The following is a 22,662-nucleotide window of genomic DNA, read 5'->3' as shown; positions in this document are numbered from 1 at the left end:
CAAAGGAGACATGATGCAGCGTTACCTCTCACGCAGGCCTATGCGTGGCTGTTTTCCCATGGCGGTTTTGCTCGCTTTGCTTGGCGCAACACCCGCTTGGGCCGACATTCTGATCGGTCAGACCACGGCGGTGACCGGCCCGGTGGCGGCCAGTGTGGGGGAGACGCTGCAGGGCGTGAATTTGTATCTGAACAGCGTGAATGCCAAGGGCGGTGTGAACGGCGAAAAGATCAAGCTGATCACGCTGGATGACAAGTTCGAGCCCAAGCTCGCGGGCGAGAACGCGCAGCGCCTGATCGAGCAGGACAACGTGGTTGCGCTGTTCATGAGCCGCGCCACACCGCACACGCAGGCCATTCTGCCGTTGCTCGCCAAGTACAACATTGCGCTCGTCGCGCCATCCACCGGGGCGATGGTGTTTCACCAGCCGGTCAATCCGCTGGTGTTCAACGTGCGCTCCAGCTATCAGGCCGAAACCGAAAAGGCCGTCGAGCATCTGCACACGCTGGGCCTGAACCGCATTGCCATGGTGCATGTGGACGACAGCTTTGGCGAAGACTGTCTGGCGGGCGCGATGAAGGGTTTCAAGCAGACCAAGCTGGAGCCCGTCACGGTCATCAAGGCTGATCGCAGCAAGCCCGATTACGCAGCGATCGTGCCGCAGCTCATCAAGGAAAACGCACAGGCCGTGATCTGGATTGGCTCCAGCGTGGCGGTGAGCGACGGTGTCAAGGCGCTGCGCAAAGCGGGCTCGGCGATGCAGGTCGTCACGGTGTCGAACAACGCTTCTTCAGGCTTCGCCAAGCAGTTGGGCGAGGCCGTGCGCGGTGTGATCGTGACGCAGGTGTTTCCCAACGAGCGCTCCATGGGCTATGCCATCAACCGCGAGGCCGCGGCGCTGGCCAAGGCCGATGGCGGGGTGACGATCTCGCCTTCGGTGATGGAAGGCTTTGCATCGGCCAAGGTGCTGGTCGAAGGCCTGCGCCGCGCGGGCCCCAAGCCCACGCGCGAGAAGGTAGTGGCGGCGCTGTCGGGCATGAATCACTTCGATCTGGGCGGGCTGGAAGTGGGCTACGGGCCGAACGACCGTACGGGTCTGAGCTTTGTGGACCTGTCCATCATCGATGCGAACGGGCAGTTCAGGCGGTGACCAGTCTGCAGCGTGCTGCCTGATATTGAAAAAGTATCGAGATCACACCAAATCGAATTGGACAATAACGAGAAAGGTATCGAACATAGGTCTGACAACACGCACTACTAGATTCAGGAGACAGTGCTGATGCAGACCTCTTTGGCGTACCAGGGCCCCTTGGCCGGCGTGCGCGTGCTCGACCTTTCCAGTGTGATCTTCGGTCCGATGAGCAGCCAGGTGCTGGCTGACTACGGGGCCGAGGTCATCAAGATTGAACCGCCAACGGGTGATTCCACGCGCCACACCGGCCCCGCCGTGGAAAAGGGCATGGCCGCGATGTTTCTCGGCAGCAACCGCAGCAAGAAAAGCGTGATGCTCGATCTCAAGCAGCCGAATGCGCAGGAAGCGTTGCAGGCGCTGATCGCTACCGCCGACGTGTTCATGCACAGCATGCGTCCGCAGAAGCTCGCGAAACTCGGGCTCGACAAGGACACGCTGCGCGCGAAGTTTCCGCGTCTTATCTACGTGGGCATGCATGGCTTTGGCGAGGCAGGGCCTTACGCGGGCATGCCGGCCTACGACGATGTGATTCAGGGCATGAGCGGGTTGGCCGATCTGATGGACCGGCAGATCGGCGAAGCGCGCTATCTGCCGACCATCGCCGCTGACAAGACCTGCGGGCTGGTGGGAGCGCATGCGATTCTGGCCGCCTTGTTCCAGCGCGAGCGCACGGGCGAGGGCTGTTTTGTTGAGGTGCCGATGTACGAAACCATGGTGGGTTTCAACCTCGTCGAGCATTTCTACGGCCAGCATTTCAACCCGCCGCAAAGTCCGCCCGGTTATCCGCGCGTGATGGCCAAATCGCGCAGGCCGTACAAGACGCTGGACGGCTATGTCTGCATGATGCCGTACACCGATCAGCATTGGCAGCGCTTCTTCGAATCGGTGGGTCAGCCCGCCATCGCAAGCGATGAGCGCTTTGCCAATCAGGCCGCGCGCACGCGCCATATCGATCAACTGCTTGACCTGCTCGGCAGTTTTGTGAAGCAGCGCGACACCGCGCACTGGCTGGAAGTGTGCGAGCGATTGGAGATTCCCGCAGCGGCGGTGGCGCGGCTCGATGACCTGATGAGCGATGCGCATCTGCAGGCGACGGATTTCTTTGTGTCGCTGAGCGATGCGGCCATGGGCAAGCTGCGCTTTCCACGTTCCTCCGTGCGCATGGATGGCGCGCAGGCCCCGATCACCATGCCGCCGCGGCTGGGCGAGCACACGCAGGAGCTGCTCAGGCAAGCGGGCCTGAGCGATGCCGCCATTGCCGCACTTCAAACCCAACAAAAAAAGGAAACCTGAACCATGGCCACCACCCAGATCGCCAACGCCGATCAACTGAACAGCATCGCGCGCATGGGGCAGGGCGTCTACTGGCAAGACATCGTGGTCGGCCAGCAATGGCGCACCTTCCGCCGCACGATCACCGAAGCCGATCTCGTCGGCTTCATCAATGTGACCGGCATGCTCGAAGCCATCTTCATCGATGCCGAATTCGACGAGGGCGCGATCAAGGGGCGACCTGTTCCGGGCGCGCTCACTTACACGCTGATCGAAGGCTTCATCCTGCAATCGATGATTCAGGGAACGGGGCTGGCGATGCTGGAGCTGCACCAGAAGATCCTCGGTCCTGTCATCGTTGGCGACACGATTCAGGCGTTGGTCGAAGTCACCGACATCCGCCCGACCAGCAAGAACAACCGCGCGGTCGTCACATCGAAGATCACCGTCTACAACCAGCGGCGCGAAGTCGTCATGGAATACACCGCCGTGCGATTGCTGGCGGGGCGCTGAGCACCTACCGACTTTCCATCACGACCAATCAAGGAGACAAGCAACATGCCCAAACACACGGACCACACGAATCACCAGAACCTTCCACGTCGCCACATGCTGCAACTGGCCATGCTGGGACTCGCCACCTGCGCCGCCATGCCCATGGCTGCCCATGCCGACACCTGGCCCAGCAAGCCGATCACGCTGGTCGTGCCGTTCCCGCCCGGAGGCCCCACCGACATGGTTGCCCGCGTGCTGGCGCAGAACGTGGGCGAGCAACTGGGTCAGTCCGTCATCGTGGACAACAAACCCGGCGCGAACGGCAATATAGGCAACGCCTTCGTCGCCAAGGCGGCGGCCGATGGCTACACGGTGCTCTACAACACTTCGTCGATCGCGCTCAGCCCGGCGCTGTACAAAAAGCTCAGCTACAACGTGAACACCGAGCTGGCTCCGGTCGCGCTCACCGCCGTCGTGCCGCTGGCGCTGGTCGTCAACCCCAAGGCGCCGGTCAACTCGGTGGCCGAGTTCGTGAAGTACGCCAAGGACCAAAAAGGCAAGCTCTCCTACGGCTCGGCAGGCAACGGCAATGTCACGCATCTCGCGGCGTTTCAACTGGTGCAGCACTACGGGATCGAGGCCACCCATGTGCCGTACAAGGGCAGCGCCCCAGCCGACGTGGATCTGGTCGCGGGGCAGATCGACTTTCTGACCGACACCATCAACTCCGTCTCTGCCTTCATCAAGGACGGCAAGCTCAAGCTGCTGGCGGTGTCCACGTCCAAGCGACTGCCCAATTTCCCGCAAGCCCCGACGCTCGCCGAAAGCGGCATGACGGGTTACGAGTCGGGCGCGTGGCAAGGCGTGATGGTTCCGGCCAAGACGCCCAAGGAAGTGGTCGACAAGCTGAACGCCGCCATCAACAAGGCGCTCAAAGACCCCGAAGTGCTCAAGAAGCTCGCGATCCAAAGCACCGAACCGCTGGGCTCCACGCCTGCGGAGTACGGCGCGTACATCAAGAAGGAAATCGCGCGCTGGGATTCGGTGGTCAAGAGCACTGGTGTGTCGCTGGATTGAATGTTCTGGCCCGCCTTGGCGCGGGCCTGACTTCACGATGCGGGATGAGCGGGGAGATGCAGGCAGGCGCTTTCCCCGGTGCTCACAAAAAATAGAGGTTGACTATTTTCATGCGCCTTCGTGGCGCATTTTTTCATTGCCCTGCCGCGCTTGCACTTGCGAAATTGCTGCAATGCACGCAAATTTAGTTGTAACTCCGTCATCCGTTTCGCACGACCGTGCGTTATTCGTGAATTGACTTGAGTCAATTTTTTCGTTGTTGCGTGTGGAGCCCTTGCGGCATCTTGTCTGACAGCGTGAGTGGAATTCTTCCAGCTTACGAAATTCACAAAAAGAAATATTTTTGCAATCTATTACACGATTGCTCACTTCTGGTTTAGTATTTGATCCAATCGTATTTAACTATCATTTTTGAGTGATTGAGCAGCAATCACGTTGATCGAGGTTGAAAATTTTTTCTCTGGTTCTTTCCCCTCTCGCACAGCAAAAGCGCCTGTGCACGCTGGCGGCCCCGGGCTGTCAGGCATTGGCGTTGCTGGTTGCCGGTTTCGGGACGGGATTTGCTCCACGTGCAGCGGCGGAGCCTTCAAGGGTTGGTCAGACGGTTGCGCAGATCGAGTCGCTGACGCCGCTGCAGGCTGAGCGACAGCGGGTGCGCAAGCAGATGGAAGCACAGCCTGCAGCCTATGAGGACAAGGTGATGGACGCGAGTGCATTGTCCGAGCTGGAGTCATCCGATGCGTCGGCTCAGATGAGCGACGACGGACTGGGTTTGCGCACGTTTGGCATGGAGTCCCGCTACGGCTTCTCCAGCTACAACGGTTCTGGCGGACTGCACAACCGAGCCAACGAATTCGGGCAGCGGGTCTATTTCACGCAGCAAACCTTGAACTACGGCGAATGGAATCTTCAGGCAGAAGGGCGCTTTCGCAATGGTGACGAGGGGTTCAATGGCGGCGTGCTCGGCTATGCCGTTCAGCGCAGCAGCGCTCGCTTGACGCTGCGCAACTATGGCTTGCCGGTCACGGCTGGCGTGTTTGCCGATTCCGCTTTGGGCGATCAGTATGCGGACACCACGGAAGCGCTGCGACGCAACTATCGTTTGTTCCTTGGCAGCAGCGTGGTGCGTGGCGCAGGCACGCGCCTCTACGGGTCGGATTTTGACGTCACCGCTGGCGTGGGCGACCGTGGGCGATTGATTGGGGGGCCTTACCCCGGATTCGAAAGCTTTGGTGGAACACTCTCGTGGTTGGGGGCCACAAAGCGCCTGGCCAACGGCATCTATGGTGGGCTCCAGCTCAGTCAGGCTAGCCAGGTGCCTCAGAACCTCTACAGTCTTTCCTCCTACTACACCGACTACCGTCTGCCCCAGTCGGTCGAAAGCGTGTCCTCCATGGCGGCGGCCATTGGCTTCGGTGCCGATCCGGTGAAGGATGGCGACTATCGCTGGCGGCTGACGTGGATGCACAGCCAGACGGGCGCGAACATTGCAGGGCGCAACAATCGTGCGGATGGTGCATTTCTGGAGGCCAGCGTGCGCCTGGCGGGACTGCGCCATGAGTTCGGGCTCTATCAGGCGGACCCCAATCTGCGCTTTGGCGACAACCTTATCTCCTCGGACAACCGGGGCGCCTACTGGCGCATGGATGGCAACACCGCTCGGCTGTCCTGGGGGTTAGGCGTGGACGCCGTGCTGTACAACCCGGACAAGGAAAGCAATCGCCAGAACTCCAGGCAGTGGGGTGTCTATGGCAATGCCCAATACCGCATCAACCGCAATGATGTGGTGGGTGCCAGTGCCAACTGGAATAGCCAGCGCCGTTTCGATGCGTCACAGAACGTGCTGACCGACGGGCAGCGCAGCCTGCAGGCCAATGCGTTCTACCAGACGCGGTATTTCGATTGGGCGCCCACACGCTGGCGGCTGAATGTCTGGCGCAATCAGGCGCTTGTCACCAATGATGCGACCGCCACGGGTGAAGAAATTCAGTGGGAACAGGACTGGATCACCGGCAAGTACGAAACCATGCGCCCGGAGTTGACCAGCACGCTGGGCTATGCACGCGACCGCAGTGGCGGCAACGCCCAGACCTATCCCACGGCTGGACTGCTCGGACGCTATTGGATCAACTCCACCTGGAACATCTCGGGCACGCTGCGCTACACATCGCGTTCGAGCAATCTGTTCACCAGCCGGGGCCTGTCCGGCAGCGTCAATTCGGAAGCGACGCTGGGCAATGGGTGGCATCTGGGTGCCTCCGTCAATCTGAATCAGGCACGTATGCAGATGCAGAACATTGCGGGTCTGCCCAATGCGCTGATGACCCGCACCAACGAGAAGTCGGCCTATGTCTACTTGCGCTGGGATGGCAGCAAGGGCCGGGCGCTGAGTGTGGCCGGGCAGCGTGAAGGCTCAGCCGCTGGTGGCGGCACGGTGCGCGGCGTTGTGTACATGGATGCCAACAACGACGGTGAGCAGCAAGCTGGCGAGAGCGGCGTGGCCAATGTCGAAGTCATCCTGGATGGCCGCTATCGCGTCATGACCGATGCGTCCGGTCAATTCGAATTTCCGATGGTCGCCACAGGCGGTCATCAACTGTCGTTGCGCGCAGAGAGCGTGCCCCTGCCTTGGGGGCCCGCACCTGCACGCAGCGCCAGCGTAGAGGTTCCCTTGCGAGGTGTCGCGAACGTCCGTCTCCCGGTCATCCGGGTGGGAGGAGGTGAGTGATGCCAAGCACGAGAAATGGTGCGCCACTGTGGCGTGCTTCAAAGAGGGTTGTCACGGCATTGCATTGCTTGCAGACACCCAGTGAGTACATGCAAATCTTCATCATCAAGGAAAAAATCATGCGTAAGCATTACAACAAGCCGTCCCTCATCATCGGTGCCGCATTGGCACTGGTGGCCACGTTTGCCCAAGCCGAGCAAACCATCGGTATCCAGAATCCGGGTTCCACACCAGCCAGCGCGACCGCACGCGTCAACGTGCGCGTGACCGTGCCCAAGATCGTGATCCTGCGCGTCGGCAACGCGGATACATCGGTCAGCGATGTGAACTTCACTGTGGCGGTGACGCCTGCAGTGACTGGTGCTCCAAACAATTCGCTGCCATACAGCGGCAGCATTGCTCCATCTCTGGGCACGACCGTGGCCACCACATTCCCCACCACCACAGCCGGTGTTCTGGCGACAGGCGCGTGGACCAATGTGGTCGGTGGCGCGAAGCTGACATGCGCCCTGACGGCACTGCCCGGAGCAACCCCATTCGCTGCAGGTGCAACAGCTGCCGGCGTGCCGGGAACGGACGACATCACTGTAGTGGGTACAACGCCTGCACACCCCGGCGGTTCTCTGACCCAATGCAACGGCACGGCGAACAGCCCGATCGCTGCACTGAACGCGCTGGCCGGAACCTTCACCTACAGCGCGACCTTCACGGCCACGGGTATCAACTCTGGCACCTATGGCAACATCGTGACCTACACGGCCACGACGCTGTAAGTGACAGGTTTGCGAGCAACCGGGATGTACAGCATGAGCAAGTACTTGCAACTTCATCACCCGAGCGCGGCGCGCAGGTGCGTGGCTTTGGCTGTCTTCCTGGTTCTCGCAGCCCTTGCCGAACAGGCAGGGGCGGTCGTTACCTTGACCACTGGTTATCTCGGAACACGCACGCTGACACTGCGCGTGGGAGCTACCGCCGGAGTCGATACCGTGCAGTTCAATGTGCAAGGGGCTACGGTCGGAAATTCGCAGGCGTATGCGGCTCCCGTCAGCGGCAACGCAACGTCGATTGCTGCGACCGGAACGGGCGTCACGTTTCGCATGTACATGCAGGTTCCGTTGTTCAACATTCCGCAGCCGATGACGACGACGGTGACTTCTCCTGCCGCGTTGACCTGTTCGACAGGGAACTGCAGCGGCTATTCCATTCCGTTCTCGTCCATAGGCTGGACCGTGTCTCCCGCGCCGTCGGGCACCTACGCGGCCTACGATTTGCAAAGCGGTGTCTTTGTCAGCGGAGGCGGAACACAGACGCTGTTGAACTTCAGCCTGATCAATGCAGGAGGCACTGCCGAGGTGGCGTCGACGATGAACTTCTACTACACCAACACCGTGGCCTATCCGGCAGGCACCTATACGGGCACCGTGACCTACACCACCAGCCTGCCATGAACAAGACCCTTGCATCGTCGATGATGGCCAGCCTTGCGGCGCTGGCGTTGGTTGCGGCACTTGGCCGCAGCACGGTGTTGGCGGGAACCCGGCTCGATGATTCGGCATCGCCGCGCGCGCTGGTGCAAGCGCCGAACATGGTGTCCGAGTATGGCTATCCAGTGAATCAATATGTGCCCGGCGCTCCTGTCGCGCAGCGCGGCATTGTGGATTTTGGGCGCATCGAATACAGACTGGCCACAGCCCCTTATGTGGGTCGCCATGCACGGATTTACTTCGTCATTCCCCCCGCAGTCATCGGCTTGCGTTCGCCACAAGGACTGCAAGTGAGTTGGCGTTCCGAAGGCAACTTCGCCTCCGGTAGCGGGCGTCCTGGTGACAAGGTACAGGTATGGAGCGGATGGGTGCGTGATGCCTTCATGAGCGAGGCGATCGCGCTTCGCATGGAGTTTGCCCTGCGCGAAATGAATGTGCAGGCGTCCAAGGGAATTTCCCTTGAGTGTTTTTTTGAAATCGAGGTCGGACCATGACCGTTTTGAATCCTATTCTTTCCTATTGTTTCCCCCATCTGCGCAGGCTGTGCAGCTTGTCCACGCTGACGTTTGCTGCGGTGCTGAGTCCGGTGCTGGCACATGCGGGTGCCTTCGATGTGGGCGTGTCTCCATCGCGCTTCGAAATCTCGGCCAAGAGTGGTGGTCGTCTGGGACAGACGCTGGAAATCTTCAATCAGGATGGACAGCCCACGGAGCTTTCCGTGAGGACGCTGGACTGGGAATATTCGGAGAAGGGCGAACTCAAATTCTTTGACGAGCTGCGCCCCGGCAGTTGCCGTCCGTGGTTCACGCTGGAGCGCAAGACGGTCAGGATCGATGCGCGCAGCAAGGCGTCGTTTCGTTTCCAGATCGATGTGCCTGCAGATGCCGGAGTGACCGAGTGCCGCGTGATGCTTGCCATCGAAGGTGTGAAGCCCGCGTATCAGGCCATGGTGCAGTCGGGCGGTGCCAGCCTTGCCTTGCCTGTGAATGGACGCTTGGCTGTGGCGGTCTACGTGTCCATCAATGGTGCACAGCCCGTGCTGTCGATGTCGCACACAAGTACGCTGCAGAAAGATCAGGAATCTCTGGCGTCCGTGACCGTGACGAACACGGGTACGGCACACGGGCGACTGGATGGGGCGTTGGATGCGAAAGATGCTTCCGGTCTGAGCTTCGAATTGGTGCCGGACGGCACCCCGATACTGCCGGGGCAGACCCGGAACATCATGCTCAAGCCACGAGCGCTTTCCGGTACGTCCGAGCCCAAGGTGACTCTCCCTGTGAAGGCGAGTGGAACACTCGATTGGGAAAACGGCAGCTTCAAGATCAACGCGGAGTTTCGTTAAATGAATCAGACGGCCTTGCGTGCACGCTGGTTGCGCATCGGACTGGGTGGGCTGATGGCACTGCTCGGCTGTGGCGGGCAGGCGGCCCAACAGGTTGTCTCTGGCAACAATGGAACCATCACAGCGAGTGTGCAACTGAACTTCAGCATCACCGTGGGCAAGTACGTCTCGCTGAGGGTAGGAAATGCGGACACGTCGGTCAGTGACGTGAATTTTTCAGTAGATTTCAATCCGACCCGTACTGCGGGAAACAGTCAGGCCTACTCCGGCTCCATTGCCCCTTCGTTGGTGGTGAACACGGCGACTACCAATCCCACCACCACAGCGGGCGTATTGCAGGTGGCGGCCTTCACGAACATGAGCGGTACCTTGCTCACCTGCAGCGTGAGCGCGCTGAGCGGTGCCACGGCCTTGTCCGTCGGGAGCACGACAGCGGGTGTGCCCGGTCGCAGTGATATCACTGTGACCAGCGGTGGCACGGGAACAGTCCAGCATCCCGGAGGCAGTGTCGCCGGATGCAATGGCAGCACCAGCAGTGCGCTGCCAATGATGAGCAATCTCACGGGTACCTTCACCTATGTACCCGCGTTCACGCCCACGACTGTGAATGCTGGCACGTTCGGCAATGTGCTGACCTACACCGCCACCACCTTGTAGAAGCTGGGCTTCTGTCTGTTTTGGATACCGCAGTGGCACGCTGTCGTGCTGCGGTGAGTCATCCATTTGCGCTATTCTTGCAAGTTGTGCGTCGGGCGCTCCCGCGTCTGGCGTTCGCTTCTCAGCGGGTCGCTTTATCCGGTCCGTTTCTCACTCAAAAGCTGCAGACAAGCACTGGCTTGCAAGGAAGGACAAAAACAATGACGGAGATGACGGCGGAAGTTCTGGCCGAAGTTCGTGGTCAGGTGGGCTTTATCACTCTCAATCGCGCCAAGGCGCTGAACGCGCTGTCGCTGGGCATGGTGCGTGATCTGCTGGACGTGCTGCTCCAATGGCAGAAGGATGAAAAGGTGCTGGCCGTGGCGATTCGCGGCAATGGCAAGGAAGGCGCGTTTGGCGCGTTCTGCGCGGGTGGCGATATCCGCTTTCTGCACAAGGCGGGCAGCACGGGCAATCCGGAAATCGAAGACTTCTTCACCGAAGAATACGCGCTCAATCACCTGATCCACACGCTGGGCAAGCCCTACATCGCGTTCATGGACGGCATCGTGATGGGCGGCGGCATGGGCATCAGCCAGGGCGGCACGGCGCGCATCGTGACCGAGCGCACCAAGATGGCCATGCCCGAAACCATCATCGGCCTGTTCCCTGACGTGGGCGGCGGCTACTTCCTCTCGCGTTGCCCCGGCCGTGTGGGCGAATGGCTGGCGCTGACCGGCGACACCATCAACGGTGCTTCCGCCATTGCAGCCAATCTGGCCGATGGCTTCATGCCATCCGACAAGCAGGCGGGCGTGTGGGAACAACTGGGCACCGAGAAGTTTGCCGACGGCGCTGCCGTGCAGAAGTTCATCGCATCGCAGTACGTGGCTGCGGGTGAGGGTGCCATCGGCAACCTCACGCACATCGAGAAGTATTTCGCGCTGCCGACCGCGGTCGAGATCGTTCAGGCGCTCGAAAAGGACGGCGACGAGTGGTGCCAGAAGACGGCTGCCGCGCTGCGCAAGCGTTCGCCGCTGATGCTGGAAGTGGTGCTGGAGCAGATCCGCCGCGCGCGCGGCATGACGCTGGCCGAAGACCTGCGCATGGAGCGCGACATGGTGCGTCACTGCTTCTTCCTGCGTCCCGGCCAGAGCGAAACCATCGAAGGCATTCGCGCGCTGGCGGTGGACAAGGACCACAGCCCGAAGTGGAATCCCGAGCGCGTCGAGGACGTGAAGCGCGACGTGGTCGAGGCCTTCTTCAAGAGCCCATGGCCCGCGCATTCGCATCCGCTGGCCGCACTGGCTTGATGAGGCTTTTCCGACCACTGATCTGTTGATTCGGCATTTGGCACCTTAAGCACTTCCCAGGAGACACCGCCATGACCAAGGTTTCGATTCTCTACCCTCGCGCCGAGGGCAGCACGTTCGACATGGACTACTACCTCACCAAGCACATTCCGATGTGCGAGCGCCTGTTCGGCCCCGCGCTGCGCAAGGCCGAGGTGGACGAGGGCGTGGGCGGTGGTCTTCCGGGCAGCGCCTCGCCGTTCGTGGCGGCGGTGCATCTGTACTTCGATTCGGTCGACGCGTTCTATGCAGCCTTCGGGCCGCATGCGGCGGAAATTCTGGGTGATGTGCCGAAGTACACGAACATCAAACCGCTGACGCAGATTTCGAAGGTGCGTTGATCGCGCTTGTTCGAGTTCGATCCCCAAAGCAAAACAGCTCCCGAAAAGGAGCTGTTTCTGTTTGCTGGAGCGAAAAAGATTCGACGCTCAGCGATGGCGGCTCTTCATCGCGCGCTCCACCTCGCGCTTGCCTTCGCGGTCCTTGATCACGTCGCGCTTGTCGTGCTCGGCCTTGCCCTTGGCGAGCGCGATCTCGCACTTGGCGATGCCGTTCTTCCAGTGCAGGTTGATGGGCACGAGCGTGTAGCCCTTTTGCTCGACCTTGCCGATCAGGCGCTTGATTTCTTCCTTGTGCAGCAGCAGCTTCTTGATGCGCGCAGCGTCGGGGCTCACGTGGGTGGACGCGGTTCTGAGCGGGTTGATCTGGCAGCCGATCAGGAACAGCTCGCCGTCCTTGATGATCACGTAGCCGTCGGTCAGCTGTACCTTGCCTTCGCGCAGCGCCTTCACTTCCCAGCCGTGCAGGACCATGCCTGCCTCGTGGCGTTCTTCGAAGAAGTAATTGAAGGCGGCTTTCTTGTTGTCAGCAATGCGCGACGATGTTTCTGGTTTTTTTGTTGCCATGGTGATTAGATGCGGCCCATTGGGAAGATTCAAAGTCCTTCCAGCTACAACCTGAGGGAATAAGCTCTCTCTACAATAACGGGTTGTCGTCTCGCAATCCCTGATTTTAGTTCCTTGTGCCGAATGCCCCCGGTATTCAGTGCGATGAGCTGATTCGCCTGCCAGCTTCCAAGCCAGCAGGCCCGTGCAATTTTCATGAAAACAGTCAACAAGTCCGTCCTGATCTGGTACAGCCCAGAGGAAATGTTCAAGCTCGTCACCGATGTGGCCAAGTACCCGGAGTTTCTTCCGTGGTGCGATTCGACCAAGGTGCTGGAAGTGGACGACGAGGGCATGACCGCCGAGGTCGGCATGTCGCTGGGCGGATTCCACAAGTCCTTCATCACCCGCAACACGCATGAACTTAACCACCGCGTGGGCATGCGTCTGGTGAAGGGGCCGTTCTCCAAGCTGGAGGGCGACTGGTATTTCCATCCCGTGGGTGACGGCTCGCAGCGCGCCTGCAAGGTGGAGCTGCAACTGAGCTACGGCTTCGACAGCATGGCGCTGGCCGCCATCGTCGGCCCGGTGTTCGACAAGATCGCGGGCTCGATGGTGGACGCGTTCATCGCGCGCGCCGAAAAGGTCTATGGCTAAGGCCATGGCTATAGCTGATCTGCACATCACCGTCGTGACCTCGGCCCAAGCCGGGCAGACACGGGAGTGGGAAATCACCTTGCCAGCGGGCGCGAGCGTGCAGGATGCACTCAAGGCCTGCGGGCTGAACGTGGCGGATGCCGCTGATGGCAAATATGCCGCCAGCATCTGGGGCAAGTCGGCCGCCCTGCAACGCCGTCTGCATGATCTGGACCGCGTGGAATGGTGCCGCGCGCTCAAGGTGGACCCCAAGGTGGCGCGCCGCGAGCGTTTTGCCAGTCAGGGCAGCCGTGGGGCGGGGTTGTTTTCCAAGCGCCGCGACGGGGCCAAGGCCGGTTACTGAATCACGCGGCTCGCCTGAAAAGCAAAAAGCCAGATCATCGGATCTGGTTTTTTTGTGAGTGATTGCTGTGTTTTATGAATTTTGCAAACTGAGTTTGAAAAATCTATAAACAGCCATCGAATGTGGGTCGTTAGCTACAGTCCGAGGCGATCACGCCCTGAGCGCGCTTGAGTTCGGCCTCACGCGTGGCGTCATCCATGAAGCCGCGTTCGCCCTTGTCGTTCACGGTGCCGATCAGGCCACCCGAGGTCAGCGAGGTTTGCGACTTGCGGGCACGGGCACAGTTGTCGGCCTTCACCTTGGCAATGCGTTCTTCTTCAGCCTTCTTTTTGGAAGCTTCTTCCGCGTCGGCCTTGGCCTTGGCTTCTTCCAGTTTCTTGTCCTTGCCGGACACCTGCGGCGCAGCCGATGCGCTGGCGGCAGCGCTGGCTGGCGCGGCGGTGGTGGCTGCTGCGGGGGCTTGTGCCGGAACGGGTTGGCTTGACGCCTTGCCGTAACCTGGCTGCTTGAGAATGTTCTTTTGCGGCACTTCCAGTGGCGGCGGACGGTCACTGAAGACCTTGCGGCCGTCCTTGTCCAGCCATTGCCATTGCGCAGACGCTCCCAGCGCCCATGTGCTGGCGAGGATCAACAAAAGAAGCTTGTGAGGTTTCATCTCGTCAAGTGTAGCGGTGACAGCAGGGGGGATCAAAGCGCTTTTTCCCTGCTTTCTGCAGAAATGTTACCCGGCGGGTACAATCGTTTTTTTGGAGCTTTCAGATGCGCCTCCTCGGTAAAGCGCTCACCTTCGACGATGTGTTGCTGGTGCCCGCATTCTCCCAAGTCCTGCCCAAGGACACTTCTCTCGCAACGCGTTTCACACGCAACATCACCCTGAACCTGCCTCTCGTGTCCGCTGCCATGGACACGGTGACTGAAGCGCGCCTGGCCATTGCCATCGCTCAGGAAGGCGGCATTGGCGTCGTTCACAAGAACATGACTGCCCAAGAGCAGGCTGCCGAGGTTTCGAAGGTCAAGCGCCACGAATCCGGCGTGGTGCACGACCCCGTGGTAATCACCCCTGAACACACCGTTCTGCAAGTGCTGCAGCTCTCCGAAGAGCGTGGCATTTCGGGCTTCCCGGTGGTCGATGGCGGCAAGGTCGTCGGCATTGTCACCAGCCGTGATGTGCGCTTCGAAACCCGCTACGACGTGCGAGTCAAAGAGATCATGACGCCCCGCGAGCGCCTGATCACCGTGAACGAAAAAGACGGCACCACGCCCGCACAGGCCAAGGTCCTGCTGAACAAGCACAAGCTGGAGCGCATCCTCGTCGTGAACGACGCGTTCGAGCTCAAGGGCCTCATCACCGTCAAGGACATCAACAAGCAAACCAGCTTCCCCAACGCAGCGCGTGACTCCGCTGGTCGCCTGCGCGTGGCCGCTGCAGTTGGCGTGGGCGCTGGCACCGAAGAGCGTGTGGCTGCTCTGGTCAAGGCGGGTGTGGACGCCATCGTGGTGGACACGGCTCACGGCCACAGCAAGGGCGTGATCGACCGCGTTCGCTGGGTCAAGGAAAATTATCCGCAAGTCGACGTGATCGGCGGCAACATCGCCACCGGCGCTGCGGCTCTGGCACTGGTCGAGGCGGGCGCTGATGCGGTCAAGGTCGGTATCGGCCCGGGCTCCATCTGCACCACCCGTATCGTGGCCGGTGTGGGCGTTCCCCAGATCATGGCCATCGACAGCGTGGCTCAAGCACTGGCTGGCACCGGCGTTCCACTGATCGCCGACGGCGGCGTTCGCTACTCCGGCGACATCGCCAAGGCACTGGCTGCTGGCGCATCCACCATCATGATGGGCGGCATGTTTGCGGGCACCGAAGAAGCTCCGGGCGAAGTGATCCTGTACCAAGGCCGCTCGTACAAGAGCTACCGCGGCATGGGCTCCATCGGCGCGATGCAGCAAGGCTCGGCCGACCGCTACTTCCAGGAAGCCACCACCGGCAACCCGAACGCCGACAAGCTCGTGCCGGAAGGCATCGAAGGCCGCGTGCCCTACAAGGGCTCGGTCATCGCCATCATCTTCCAGATGGCGGGTGGTGTGCGTGCTGCGATGGGTTACTGCGGTTGCGGCACGATTCAGGACATGAACGACAAGGCGGAGTTTGTGGAGATCACGTCCGCCGGTATTCGCGAGTCCCACGTGCACGATGTTCAAATCACCAAAGAAGCGCCCAACTACCGCGCTGACTGATCTTTGATTTGATTGGTTTGAAGGGGTCTGGTCCTTTGTGGGCTAGGCCCTTTGTTCGTTTTGGGCGTTTGTTCGTGTGTTGGCAGTCTTCGTTTTGAGGTGGCGATATAGGCCCTCATGCGTCGTTGTGCCTCCTTGCCGTACCAAAGTACTGTCTGCGTCGGCACGCCTAGCCTGAGGGCCTATCTCACCATTGGGGTGTTTTGTTCAAACGCTCTGCACGCTGCTGAGTTGGTTTGTTGAAGTCCAATACCCCCAATCCAATCCAATACGGTTCAGTTGTCGAACTTGTCTAGCACTGCGCCGGAGCTGGCGCTCGATGCATTGAACGCGAACTTCGCTTGCACGCCTCTTGTATAGCGGGGGGCGGGGGCTTTCCATGCTGCACGGCGGGTTGCGAGTTCGGCGTCGGGCACGTTGAGTTCGAGCTGCAATTTGTGCGCGTCGATGGTGATGGAGTCGCCTTCGTGCACCAGTGCGATGTTGCCGCCTGCGGCGGCTTCGGGTGCGACGTGGCCTACGACCATGCCCCAGGTGCCGCCGGAGAATCGGCCGTCGGTGATCAGGCCCACGCTTTCGCCCAGACCTGCGCCGATCAGTGCGCCGGTGGGGGCGAGCATTTCGGGCATGCCGGGGCCGCCCTTGGGGCCAAGGTAGCGAAGCACCATCACGTCGCCTGCCTTGATCTTGCCGTCCAGAATCGCGGCGAGGGCGGATTGTTCGTCGTCGAACACGCGCGCCGGGCCGGTGATGACCGGGTTCTTCAAGCCGGTGATCTTGGCGACTGCGCCTTCGGGGCTCAGGTTGCCTTTGAGGATGGCGAGGTGGCCTTGCTTGTAGAGCGCCTTGTCGATGGTGCGGATCACGTCGGTGTTGGGCGGTACATCGGGCACATCGGCCAGCGTTTCGGCGATGGTCTTGCCGGTGATGGTGATGCAGTCACCATGCAGCAGACCGGCGTTCAGCAGAATCTTCATGACCTGCGGAATGCCGCCCGCGTTGTGCAGATCGACGGCCAGGTATTTGCCGCTGGGCTTCAGGTCGCACAGCACCGGAACCTGCTTGCGGATGCGCTCGAAATCGTCGATGGACCATTCCACTTCCGCCGCGTGCGCCATCGCCAGAAAGTGCAGCACGGCGTTGGTCGAGCCGCCCGTGGCCATGATCACCGAGACCGCGTTCTCGATGGCCTTGCGCGTGACGATGTCGCGCGGCTTCAAGTCTTTCTTGATGGCTTCGATCAGCACCTTGGCCGATTCCTTGGCCGAGTTGGCCTTTTCGTCATGCGGGTTGGCCATGGTGGAGGAGTAGGGCAGGCTCATGCCCAGCGCCTCGAATGCGCTCGACATGGTGTTGGCCGTGTACATGCCGCCGCACGAGCCGGTGCCGGGGATGGCGTGCTGCTCGATGTCCTTGAGTTCCTGATCGCTGATCTTGCCTGCGGCGTTTTCGCCCACGGCCTCGAACACGCTCACGATGTTGAGATCGCGTCCCTTCCACTTGCCCGGCAGGATGGTGCCGCCATACACATAGATCGCGGGCACGTTGGCGCGCAGCATGCCCATCATGCCGCCGGGCATGTTCTTGTCGCAGCCACCGACGACGAGCACGCCGTCCATCCACTGGCCGCCCACGCAGGTCTCGATGCAGTCGCTGATCACCTCGCGGCTCACCAGCGAATATTTCATGCCTTCGGTGCCCATGGACATGCCGTCCGAGATGGTCGGCGTGCCGAACACCTGCGCGTTGCCGCCTGCTTCCTCGATGCCCGCAATCGCTGCATCGGCAAGCTTCTGCAGCCCCGAGTTGCACGGCGTGATGGTGCTGTGACCGTTGGCCACGCCGACCATGGGCTTCTTGAAGTCGTCTTCCTTGTAGCCCATGCCGTAGTACATGGAGCGGTTGGCGGCGCGCGCCTTGCCTTCGGTGATGTTGGCACTGCGGCGGTTGATCTGGATGGGTTTGATGTCCATGGCTTGTCTCGCTTTTCTGTCGTTGTGGGTGAACAAATTATGGGCTGGGCCATCCATTGTGAGGCGGAATCGGCCCGGCGTGGTCTATCGTGAAGTGCCTCATTGGGGCAGATACATCGTCGCTTCGACTTCCACCAGCACCTCGTCGCCCGGCAGAAAGCGCGAGACTTCGACCACGGTGCTCACTGGGGGCTCGCCCGGATAGAAGATGCCGCGCACACGGTTGTAGAACGCGTAGTGCGGCAGATGGCGGAAGTACTGCACCAGCTTGACGACATCGTCCATCGTGCCGCCATGCTCGGCCGCGATCTGGCGGATGCGCTCCAGCACGAACCAGCTTTGCGCAACGATGGCTGCCTCGAAAATGTCCACCGACATCTGTCCCGTGGCGTAGCCGACGGACTGCAGCGCAGTGCGTGCGTGCTCGGGGATGTCGTCGTAGCTTGACACGGCACGGCGCAATGCGGGATCGGCCGCCACCACACCGCTCATGAAAACAAAATCGCCCACGCGCTTGGCAGCCGCGTAGTTGGCCATTGGTTTGCCCATGCTCATTTTTCAGTCACTCCAGAAGTTGCCCCGCCCGAAAGACGGAGCGTTGACGCCCGCGAGGGCTCATCAAGTCATATTCATCGGCCGCCGTCAGCACCACCAGATCGGCGGGGCAGCCCGGCGCGATGCGCCCATCCCATGCAAGCCCCATGGCCGTGGCCGGATGCACGGTGATGGCACCTAGCCAGTCCAGCGCATCGGGCAGATGCGCTACTTGCACGCCGAGCGCAAAGGACTCCAGCAGGTCGTAGTTGCCGTAGGGGTAGAACGCATCCTGCACGTTGTCGGTGGCAAAGCTCGTCTGCACGCCTGCCGCAGCCGCTTCACGCACGCGCGTGATGCCGCGCTCCAGCGGCGTGCGATGCCACGCGCCCTGCAGATAAAGATTGGTGGTCGGCAGCGCGACGATGTGGATCTGCGCCTTGGCGCAGAGTGCGAGCGTGTCGTTGGCTGCAGCATCGTCCTGCATCGACAGCGAGCACGCATGGCCGCAGACCACACGCTGCGCGAAGCCGCGTTCTAGCACCAATTGCGCAATGCTGCGCAGGCCGGTCGCGTCGGCATCCAGCCCTTCGTCCACGTGGAAGTCGAGCGCCAGCCCATGCTGCTGTGCCAGATCGAACACGCGGCTGAGTTTGTGTTCCAGATCGTCGTTGCGATAGACGAACGCACCGAGCACGCCACCGGCATCGCGCACGTCGCGTGCAATGCGCTCGCCTGCCGCGTGGTCGGCAAACACATCGAGCGGCACGAGCGCAACGCATTGCAGCTCGACGCGGCCACGCCATTCCTCGCGCAGTTGTTTGAAGACCTCGAGTGACAGCGGCGGTGTCGTGTCGATCCAGTCCAGATGCGTGCGCAGCGCGCGGGTGCCCGAGCGCCACGCATCGTGCAGCGCGCGCGTCATGCGCTGGTGCAGGTCGGCATGTGTCCAGCCTGCGCGATGGCGCGACATACGCTCGATGGCCGCAAACAGATCGCCTTTGGCCGCGCCCACATCGCGCACCGTATAGTTTTTGTCGAGATGCGCATGCGCTTCGACGAATGCACTCAGCACGATGCCGCGCGCCTCGCGCTGCGTACTTGGTGCAATCGATTCGACGAGGCCACCCGCGAGCACGAGGTCGAACACCTGCGCATCACCTGCATCGAAGCCCTGCAGCGGCGCGGGAATGTGCAGGGCCTTCAGTTCGGTTCGCTGGTTCATGTCAGGCATGTTTTGCGGTGTGCTCATTGCCAGCGATATTCCATCGCCAGACGGTTCTGCCAGAAGCGCACATCCTGAATCGGAGACTTGGCGTAGGCAATGAAATCGGTGATGGTCAGGCCTTTGAGTTTGCCGCTGAAGTGGTAGATCGCGTAGCCCAGAATTTCGGACTGGCGCTGGCTTGGCGCGGCGGCGCTGCTCTTCAGATCCATGTAGGAGTAGCGTGCGCCGATGAACCAGCCGGGTGCGGGAGAGCCGTTGACGTCCAGCGCGTACGCGTTGCCCGCGCCCAGATCCTGTGTGCTGGAGAGAAACGGCTGCGCGAACATCGGCCCCGATCCCACGTTGTGCGCGTAGGGCGTGACCAGTGCGCCGTTCAAGTACGAGTCGGCCTTGGGCACGATGCGGTTGTAGCCCAGCGAGAGCGTTGCCGAGTTGCGCTTGGCACCGATCTGCGCACCGAAGACTTTGCTGTCCACCTTGCCGAGCAGCTCGCGGCCTGCGCCGGTTTCGCGGAACACCTGGCCTGCGATGAAGGGCTTCACGCCATCGCCCTTGGCGGTGACCTGCGCTTGCGCGTAGGCCATCTTCGCGTAGTCCATGTAGCCGAAGTACCAGGCCTCGCCCTTGAAATCGACGGTGTTCAGATCGAGGCTTTTCACGCCACCCAGACCGTAGAAGCCGCTGGTCTCGGCGCGGCCCACGGGAGAGTAGGGATCGACGTTGGTGTTGTAGGTCGTGAGGCGGCCAAAGCTGTCGTCGATGTAGGACTTGAAGCGCGTCATCCGCACTGCTGTGATGTAGTTGTCATCGTTCAGCCCGTAGCGCACGGCAACGCCCTGGAAAAGCTGCGGTGCCATGCGCCAGTCGTAGGTTGCGGCGAAGGGCAGTTCGATGGCCTGATTGCCCACGGTCACGCGCGTGTTCGCGTCTTCCCAGCGCACATAAGCCTCGCCCATGGCGGTGATGTCGGGGCCCACATAGCCGTCCACTTTCGACGAATCGTTCGAGCGATGCAGCGGGCGCTGCATGAAGCCCGAGACGCCGAACGAGAAACCGTTGTACTTGCCGGATTGAAAGCCGATTTTCCCGCCGATGCTGGCCGTGTCCTGATGCAGGCCTGACACGTAATACGCGTTCTGGCTGTGGAAGTAGATGGTGCGCGCGTAGGCGTCGACATGGCCCTTGGAAAACATCTCGCTGAACTCGGCGGCGTCACCTTCGTTCGACGAGTTTGCTGCCTGCGCGGCACCTGTCGTGCCAAGCGCGAGCATCACGCCGAGCGCGATCAGGCGGTGAGTGCTGGGCTTCTGTCTGTCGCTCGTGGTCGTCGTTTGCATCGTCTTCTTCATGTGGCCTCCGTCATTTTTCCGTTGTAAATGCTGTTGTGGTTGGTGGTGTTTTTTTGCGGGTTTTGCGGGAAAGGCGCGGCTTCGACTCCCTGCGGAATCGAGCTTCATCGTGATCGGTATGCCTTCGAAAGAAGGCGGCTCTTCAATGAATGAAAGAGGTGTTGTTGGTGGCGTTGGCGATGTGGGTGGTGCTCATTTCACGCCCGCTCCCTTGAGCAGAAATGTGGTGACTTCGTCCACCAGATAGCGCCGGTCCTTCTCAACCTCGTCGGCGGCCACGTTGCGGAAGTAGGCCACCTGAGTCGCATGGTCGGCATAGAACTGTGTCACGGCCCAGATGTGGAACAGCACCAGCATCGGGTCGGACTTGTCCATCTGGCCCTGATTCATCCAGTTCTGCAGCACGGCTGCGGCCTGATCGGTGCGCAGCTTGCTCGTGTTCATCATGGTGTTGAGCACGGGCGCGCCGCGCATCATCTCGGAGGTGAAGATGCGCGAACGCAGCGGGTGCTTGAACGAAAACTCCATCTTGCGATGGATGAGGTCGGTGAGCACCTTGCGCGCGCCGAAGGCCTCGTCGCTGAAGCCGAACACCACGATCCAGTCGTCCAGAATGTCCTGCAGCACCTGGCGGTACAGCGACTCCTTGTTGCCGATGTAGTAGTGCAGTTGGGCCTTGGACAGACCCGCCTTGTCGGCGATGGCCTGGGTGGTCGCGCCGGTCACGCCTTCGTGCGCGAACACCTCGATGGCGGCCTGATTGATGTGGCCGAGCACCTGGGTGTATTTGCGCGAGCGGCCGCGTGTGGCCGGAGCCTCACCAGCGTCGCTGATGTCGCTCGTATCGCCGGTGTCTATTTCTTCGGGCTCTGCGGTGTTGGTTGGCATGGCGGTCACAGATCGAGGACGAGTTCCTGACTCTTGGCACGCGAGCAGCATAGCGCGATTTTGCTGCGGCGCTCGGCGCTGGTCAGGCAGAAATCGCGGTGTTCCGCATTGTCGCCATCGCCGCTCACCACGCAGGTGCCGCACAGGCCTTGCTGGCACGAGACGGGAATGTCGATGCCCACATCGTGCAGCGCATCCACGGCGGTCTGGTCGGCGGCGACGGGCACGTCGATGCCGCGGCGCTTGAGCTTCAGCGTGAAGGCCGAGCCGGTGGTGGCAGCGGCAGAGCCATCGGGCGCGGCGAAGTATTCGGTGTGCAATGCTTCTTCGGGCCAGTGAGCAGCCGCTTGGCGCACCGCCTGCATGAAGCCGCCGGGGCCGCAGACATAGAGATGCGCATCGGGCGCACGCTCGGCGAGCAGCGCCTTGAGATCGATGCGCTGATCTTCATTGCCTTGATCGAGATGCAGGCGCACATGCGGCGCAAGTTCAGGCGCGCGCAGTGCATTGGCAAAGGCGAGATGCTCTTCGCTGCGTGCGAACACGCAAAGCGTGAAGCTCGCCTTGCGTGCCGCAAGCGCCTGCGCCATCGCGAGCAGTGGCGTCATGCCGATACCGCCTGCGAGCAGCAGATGCTGGCGGGCCTCGTCCTGCAGCGGAAAGGTGTTGCGCGGCGTGCTGATGGCGAGCAGGTCGCCTTCGCGCACACGCTCGTGCATCGAGGCCGAGCCGCCACGGCTTTGCGTCTCGCGCTTCACGCCGATCACGTAGGCGCCGCCCGCGTTGGGGTTGGGCGCACGGGCGAGCGAATACTGGCGCGAGAAACCGCCGGGCATGTGCACGTCGATGTGCGCGCCGGCTTCGTAGTCGGGCAGGTCGCGGCCCCACGGATGCGTCAGCTCGAAGGCCAGGATTTCAGGGGTCTGGCGCGCAATGCGCGCGACGCGGACGGTGAGCGTGCGTTCGAGACTCATGCGGATTCTCCTCGTT

23 protein-coding genes are annotated in these 22,662 nt (G+C 61.3%); 15 read left to right on the top strand and 8 right to left on the bottom strand.

All coding sequences use genetic code 11. The annotated features are described in order from the left end of the window. The first annotated feature begins 40 nt into the window (after nucleotides 1–40). The 12 genes from G7048_RS01540 to G7048_RS01485 all read left to right on the top strand — a co-directional run bounded on the left by G7048_RS01540 (nucleotide 41) and on the right by G7048_RS01485 (nucleotide 11,922). The gene (locus G7048_RS01540) at nucleotides 41–1,150 is read left to right on the top strand and encodes an ABC transporter substrate-binding protein (RefSeq protein WP_166070729.1); all 1,110 of its coding nucleotides are present in this window, start codon (nucleotides 41–43) and stop codon (nucleotides 1,148–1,150) included. A gap of 129 nt (nucleotides 1,151–1,279) precedes the next feature. Beyond that, nucleotides 1,280–2,485: a CaiB/BaiF CoA-transferase family protein gene (locus tag G7048_RS01535; protein WP_166066481.1), complete on the top strand. Its 1,206-nt coding sequence runs from the start codon at nucleotides 1,280–1,282 to the stop codon at nucleotides 2,483–2,485. A 3-nt stretch (nucleotides 2,486–2,488) separates the two neighbouring features. Then, nucleotides 2,489–2,977, top strand: coding sequence for a MaoC family dehydratase (locus tag G7048_RS01530; RefSeq protein WP_166066480.1), 489 nt, complete (start codon nucleotides 2,489–2,491; stop codon nucleotides 2,975–2,977). Nucleotides 2,978–3,073: 96 nt separating this feature from the next. Then, nucleotides 3,074–4,036, top strand: coding sequence for a Bug family tripartite tricarboxylate transporter substrate binding protein (locus tag G7048_RS01525; RefSeq protein WP_371747692.1), 963 nt, complete (start codon nucleotides 3,074–3,076; stop codon nucleotides 4,034–4,036). A gap of 445 nt (nucleotides 4,037–4,481) precedes the next feature. Further along, nucleotides 4,482–6,764, top strand: a complete 2,283-nt coding sequence (locus tag G7048_RS01520; RefSeq protein ID WP_166066478.1) for an SdrD B-like domain-containing protein — start codon at nucleotides 4,482–4,484, stop codon at nucleotides 6,762–6,764. A 119-nt stretch (nucleotides 6,765–6,883) separates the two neighbouring features. Further along, nucleotides 6,884–7,537 (top strand): hypothetical protein, encoded by a 654-nt coding sequence (locus tag G7048_RS01515; protein WP_166066477.1) that lies wholly within the window; start codon nucleotides 6,884–6,886, stop codon nucleotides 7,535–7,537. A gap of 33 nt (nucleotides 7,538–7,570) precedes the next feature. Continuing rightward, nucleotides 7,571–8,212, top strand: coding sequence for a hypothetical protein (locus tag G7048_RS01510; protein ID WP_166066476.1), 642 nt, complete (start codon nucleotides 7,571–7,573; stop codon nucleotides 8,210–8,212). After that, nucleotides 8,209–8,742 carry a hypothetical protein gene (locus G7048_RS01505; RefSeq protein ID WP_166066475.1) on the top strand — a complete coding sequence of 178 codons (534 nt, stop codon included), beginning with the start codon at nucleotides 8,209–8,211 and terminating at the stop codon, nucleotides 8,740–8,742. Before G7048_RS01510 ends, G7048_RS01505 begins: the two co-directional genes overlap by 4 nt. Nucleotides 8,743–8,798: 56 nt before the next feature. Further along, the gene (locus G7048_RS01500; RefSeq protein ID WP_166066474.1) at nucleotides 8,799–9,593 is read left to right on the top strand and encodes a hypothetical protein; all 795 of its coding nucleotides are present in this window, start codon (nucleotides 8,799–8,801) and stop codon (nucleotides 9,591–9,593) included. Beyond that, nucleotides 9,594–10,250, top strand: a complete 657-nt coding sequence (locus G7048_RS01495) for a hypothetical protein (RefSeq protein ID WP_166066473.1) — start codon at nucleotides 9,594–9,596, stop codon at nucleotides 10,248–10,250. Between the two features lie 200 nt (nucleotides 10,251–10,450). After that, on the top strand, nucleotides 10,451–11,542 hold the full coding sequence (locus G7048_RS01490; RefSeq protein ID WP_166066472.1) for an enoyl-CoA hydratase/isomerase family protein: 1,092 nt from the start codon (nucleotides 10,451–10,453) through the stop codon (nucleotides 11,540–11,542). Between the two features lie 71 nt (nucleotides 11,543–11,613). Continuing rightward, entirely contained in the window at nucleotides 11,614–11,922 is a 309-nt protein-coding gene (locus G7048_RS01485; protein ID WP_166066471.1) for an EthD family reductase, read from the top strand. 87 nt (nucleotides 11,923–12,009) lie between these two features. On the opposite strand, the gene smpB is transcribed toward G7048_RS01485, so the two are convergent. Then, nucleotides 12,010–12,486: an SsrA-binding protein SmpB gene (gene smpB, locus G7048_RS01480; RefSeq protein ID WP_166066470.1), complete on the bottom strand. Its 477-nt coding sequence runs from the start codon at nucleotides 12,484–12,486 to the stop codon at nucleotides 12,010–12,012. 195 nt (nucleotides 12,487–12,681) lie between these two features. Here smpB and G7048_RS01475 point away from each other — a divergent pair, with 195 nt between their 5' ends. Together G7048_RS01475 and G7048_RS01470 are read left to right on the top strand one after the other, a co-directional pair. Then, on the top strand, nucleotides 12,682–13,122 hold the full coding sequence (locus G7048_RS01475) for a type II toxin-antitoxin system RatA family toxin (RefSeq protein WP_166066469.1): 441 nt from the start codon (nucleotides 12,682–12,684) through the stop codon (nucleotides 13,120–13,122). 4 nt (nucleotides 13,123–13,126) lie between these two features. After that, the gene (locus G7048_RS01470) at nucleotides 13,127–13,465 is read left to right on the top strand and encodes an RnfH family protein (RefSeq protein WP_240933123.1); all 339 of its coding nucleotides are present in this window, start codon (nucleotides 13,127–13,129) and stop codon (nucleotides 13,463–13,465) included. 130 nt (nucleotides 13,466–13,595) lie between these two features. On the opposite strand, the gene G7048_RS01465 is transcribed toward G7048_RS01470, so the two are convergent. Then, the gene (locus tag G7048_RS01465; RefSeq protein ID WP_166066467.1) at nucleotides 13,596–14,120 is read right to left on the bottom strand and encodes a DUF4124 domain-containing protein; all 525 of its coding nucleotides are present in this window, start codon (nucleotides 14,118–14,120) and stop codon (nucleotides 13,596–13,598) included. 104 nt (nucleotides 14,121–14,224) lie between these two features. Here G7048_RS01465 and guaB point away from each other — a divergent pair, with 104 nt between their 5' ends. After that, nucleotides 14,225–15,700 carry an IMP dehydrogenase gene (guaB, locus tag G7048_RS01460; RefSeq protein WP_166066466.1) on the top strand — a complete coding sequence of 492 codons (1,476 nt, stop codon included), beginning with the start codon at nucleotides 14,225–14,227 and terminating at the stop codon, nucleotides 15,698–15,700. A gap of 275 nt (nucleotides 15,701–15,975) precedes the next feature. On the opposite strand, the gene ilvD is transcribed toward guaB, so the two are convergent. From ilvD to G7048_RS01430, 6 genes are all read right to left on the bottom strand, one after another. Next, nucleotides 15,976–17,673 carry a dihydroxy-acid dehydratase gene (ilvD, locus tag G7048_RS01455; RefSeq protein WP_166066465.1) on the bottom strand — a complete coding sequence of 566 codons (1,698 nt, stop codon included), beginning with the start codon at nucleotides 17,671–17,673 and terminating at the stop codon, nucleotides 15,976–15,978. Between the two features lie 99 nt (nucleotides 17,674–17,772). Beyond that, nucleotides 17,773–18,228: a RidA family protein gene (locus G7048_RS01450; RefSeq protein WP_166066464.1), complete on the bottom strand. Its 456-nt coding sequence runs from the start codon at nucleotides 18,226–18,228 to the stop codon at nucleotides 17,773–17,775. Nucleotides 18,229–18,235: 7 nt separating this feature from the next. After that, entirely contained in the window at nucleotides 18,236–19,459 is a 1,224-nt protein-coding gene (locus G7048_RS01445) for an amidohydrolase family protein (RefSeq protein WP_240933122.1), read from the bottom strand. Continuing rightward, entirely contained in the window at nucleotides 19,456–20,784 is a 1,329-nt protein-coding gene (locus G7048_RS01440; protein ID WP_166066463.1) for an OprD family outer membrane porin, read from the bottom strand. Before G7048_RS01440 ends, G7048_RS01445 begins: the two co-directional genes overlap by 4 nt. A gap of 192 nt (nucleotides 20,785–20,976) precedes the next feature. Then, nucleotides 20,977–21,672, bottom strand: a complete 696-nt coding sequence (locus G7048_RS01435) for a TetR family transcriptional regulator C-terminal domain-containing protein (protein WP_166066462.1) — start codon at nucleotides 21,670–21,672, stop codon at nucleotides 20,977–20,979. 5 nt (nucleotides 21,673–21,677) lie between these two features. Next, nucleotides 21,678–22,646, bottom strand: a complete 969-nt coding sequence (locus tag G7048_RS01430) for a PDR/VanB family oxidoreductase (protein ID WP_166066461.1) — start codon at nucleotides 22,644–22,646, stop codon at nucleotides 21,678–21,680. Nucleotides 22,647–22,662 lie beyond the last annotated feature (16 nt).

Source organism: Diaphorobacter sp. HDW4B, assembly GCF_011305535.1.
GTDB lineage: Bacteria > Pseudomonadota > Gammaproteobacteria > Burkholderiales > Burkholderiaceae_C > Diaphorobacter_A.
The sequence above is the reverse complement of the archived record's forward strand: the minus strand, read 5'-3'. Positions and strand labels throughout refer to the sequence as shown.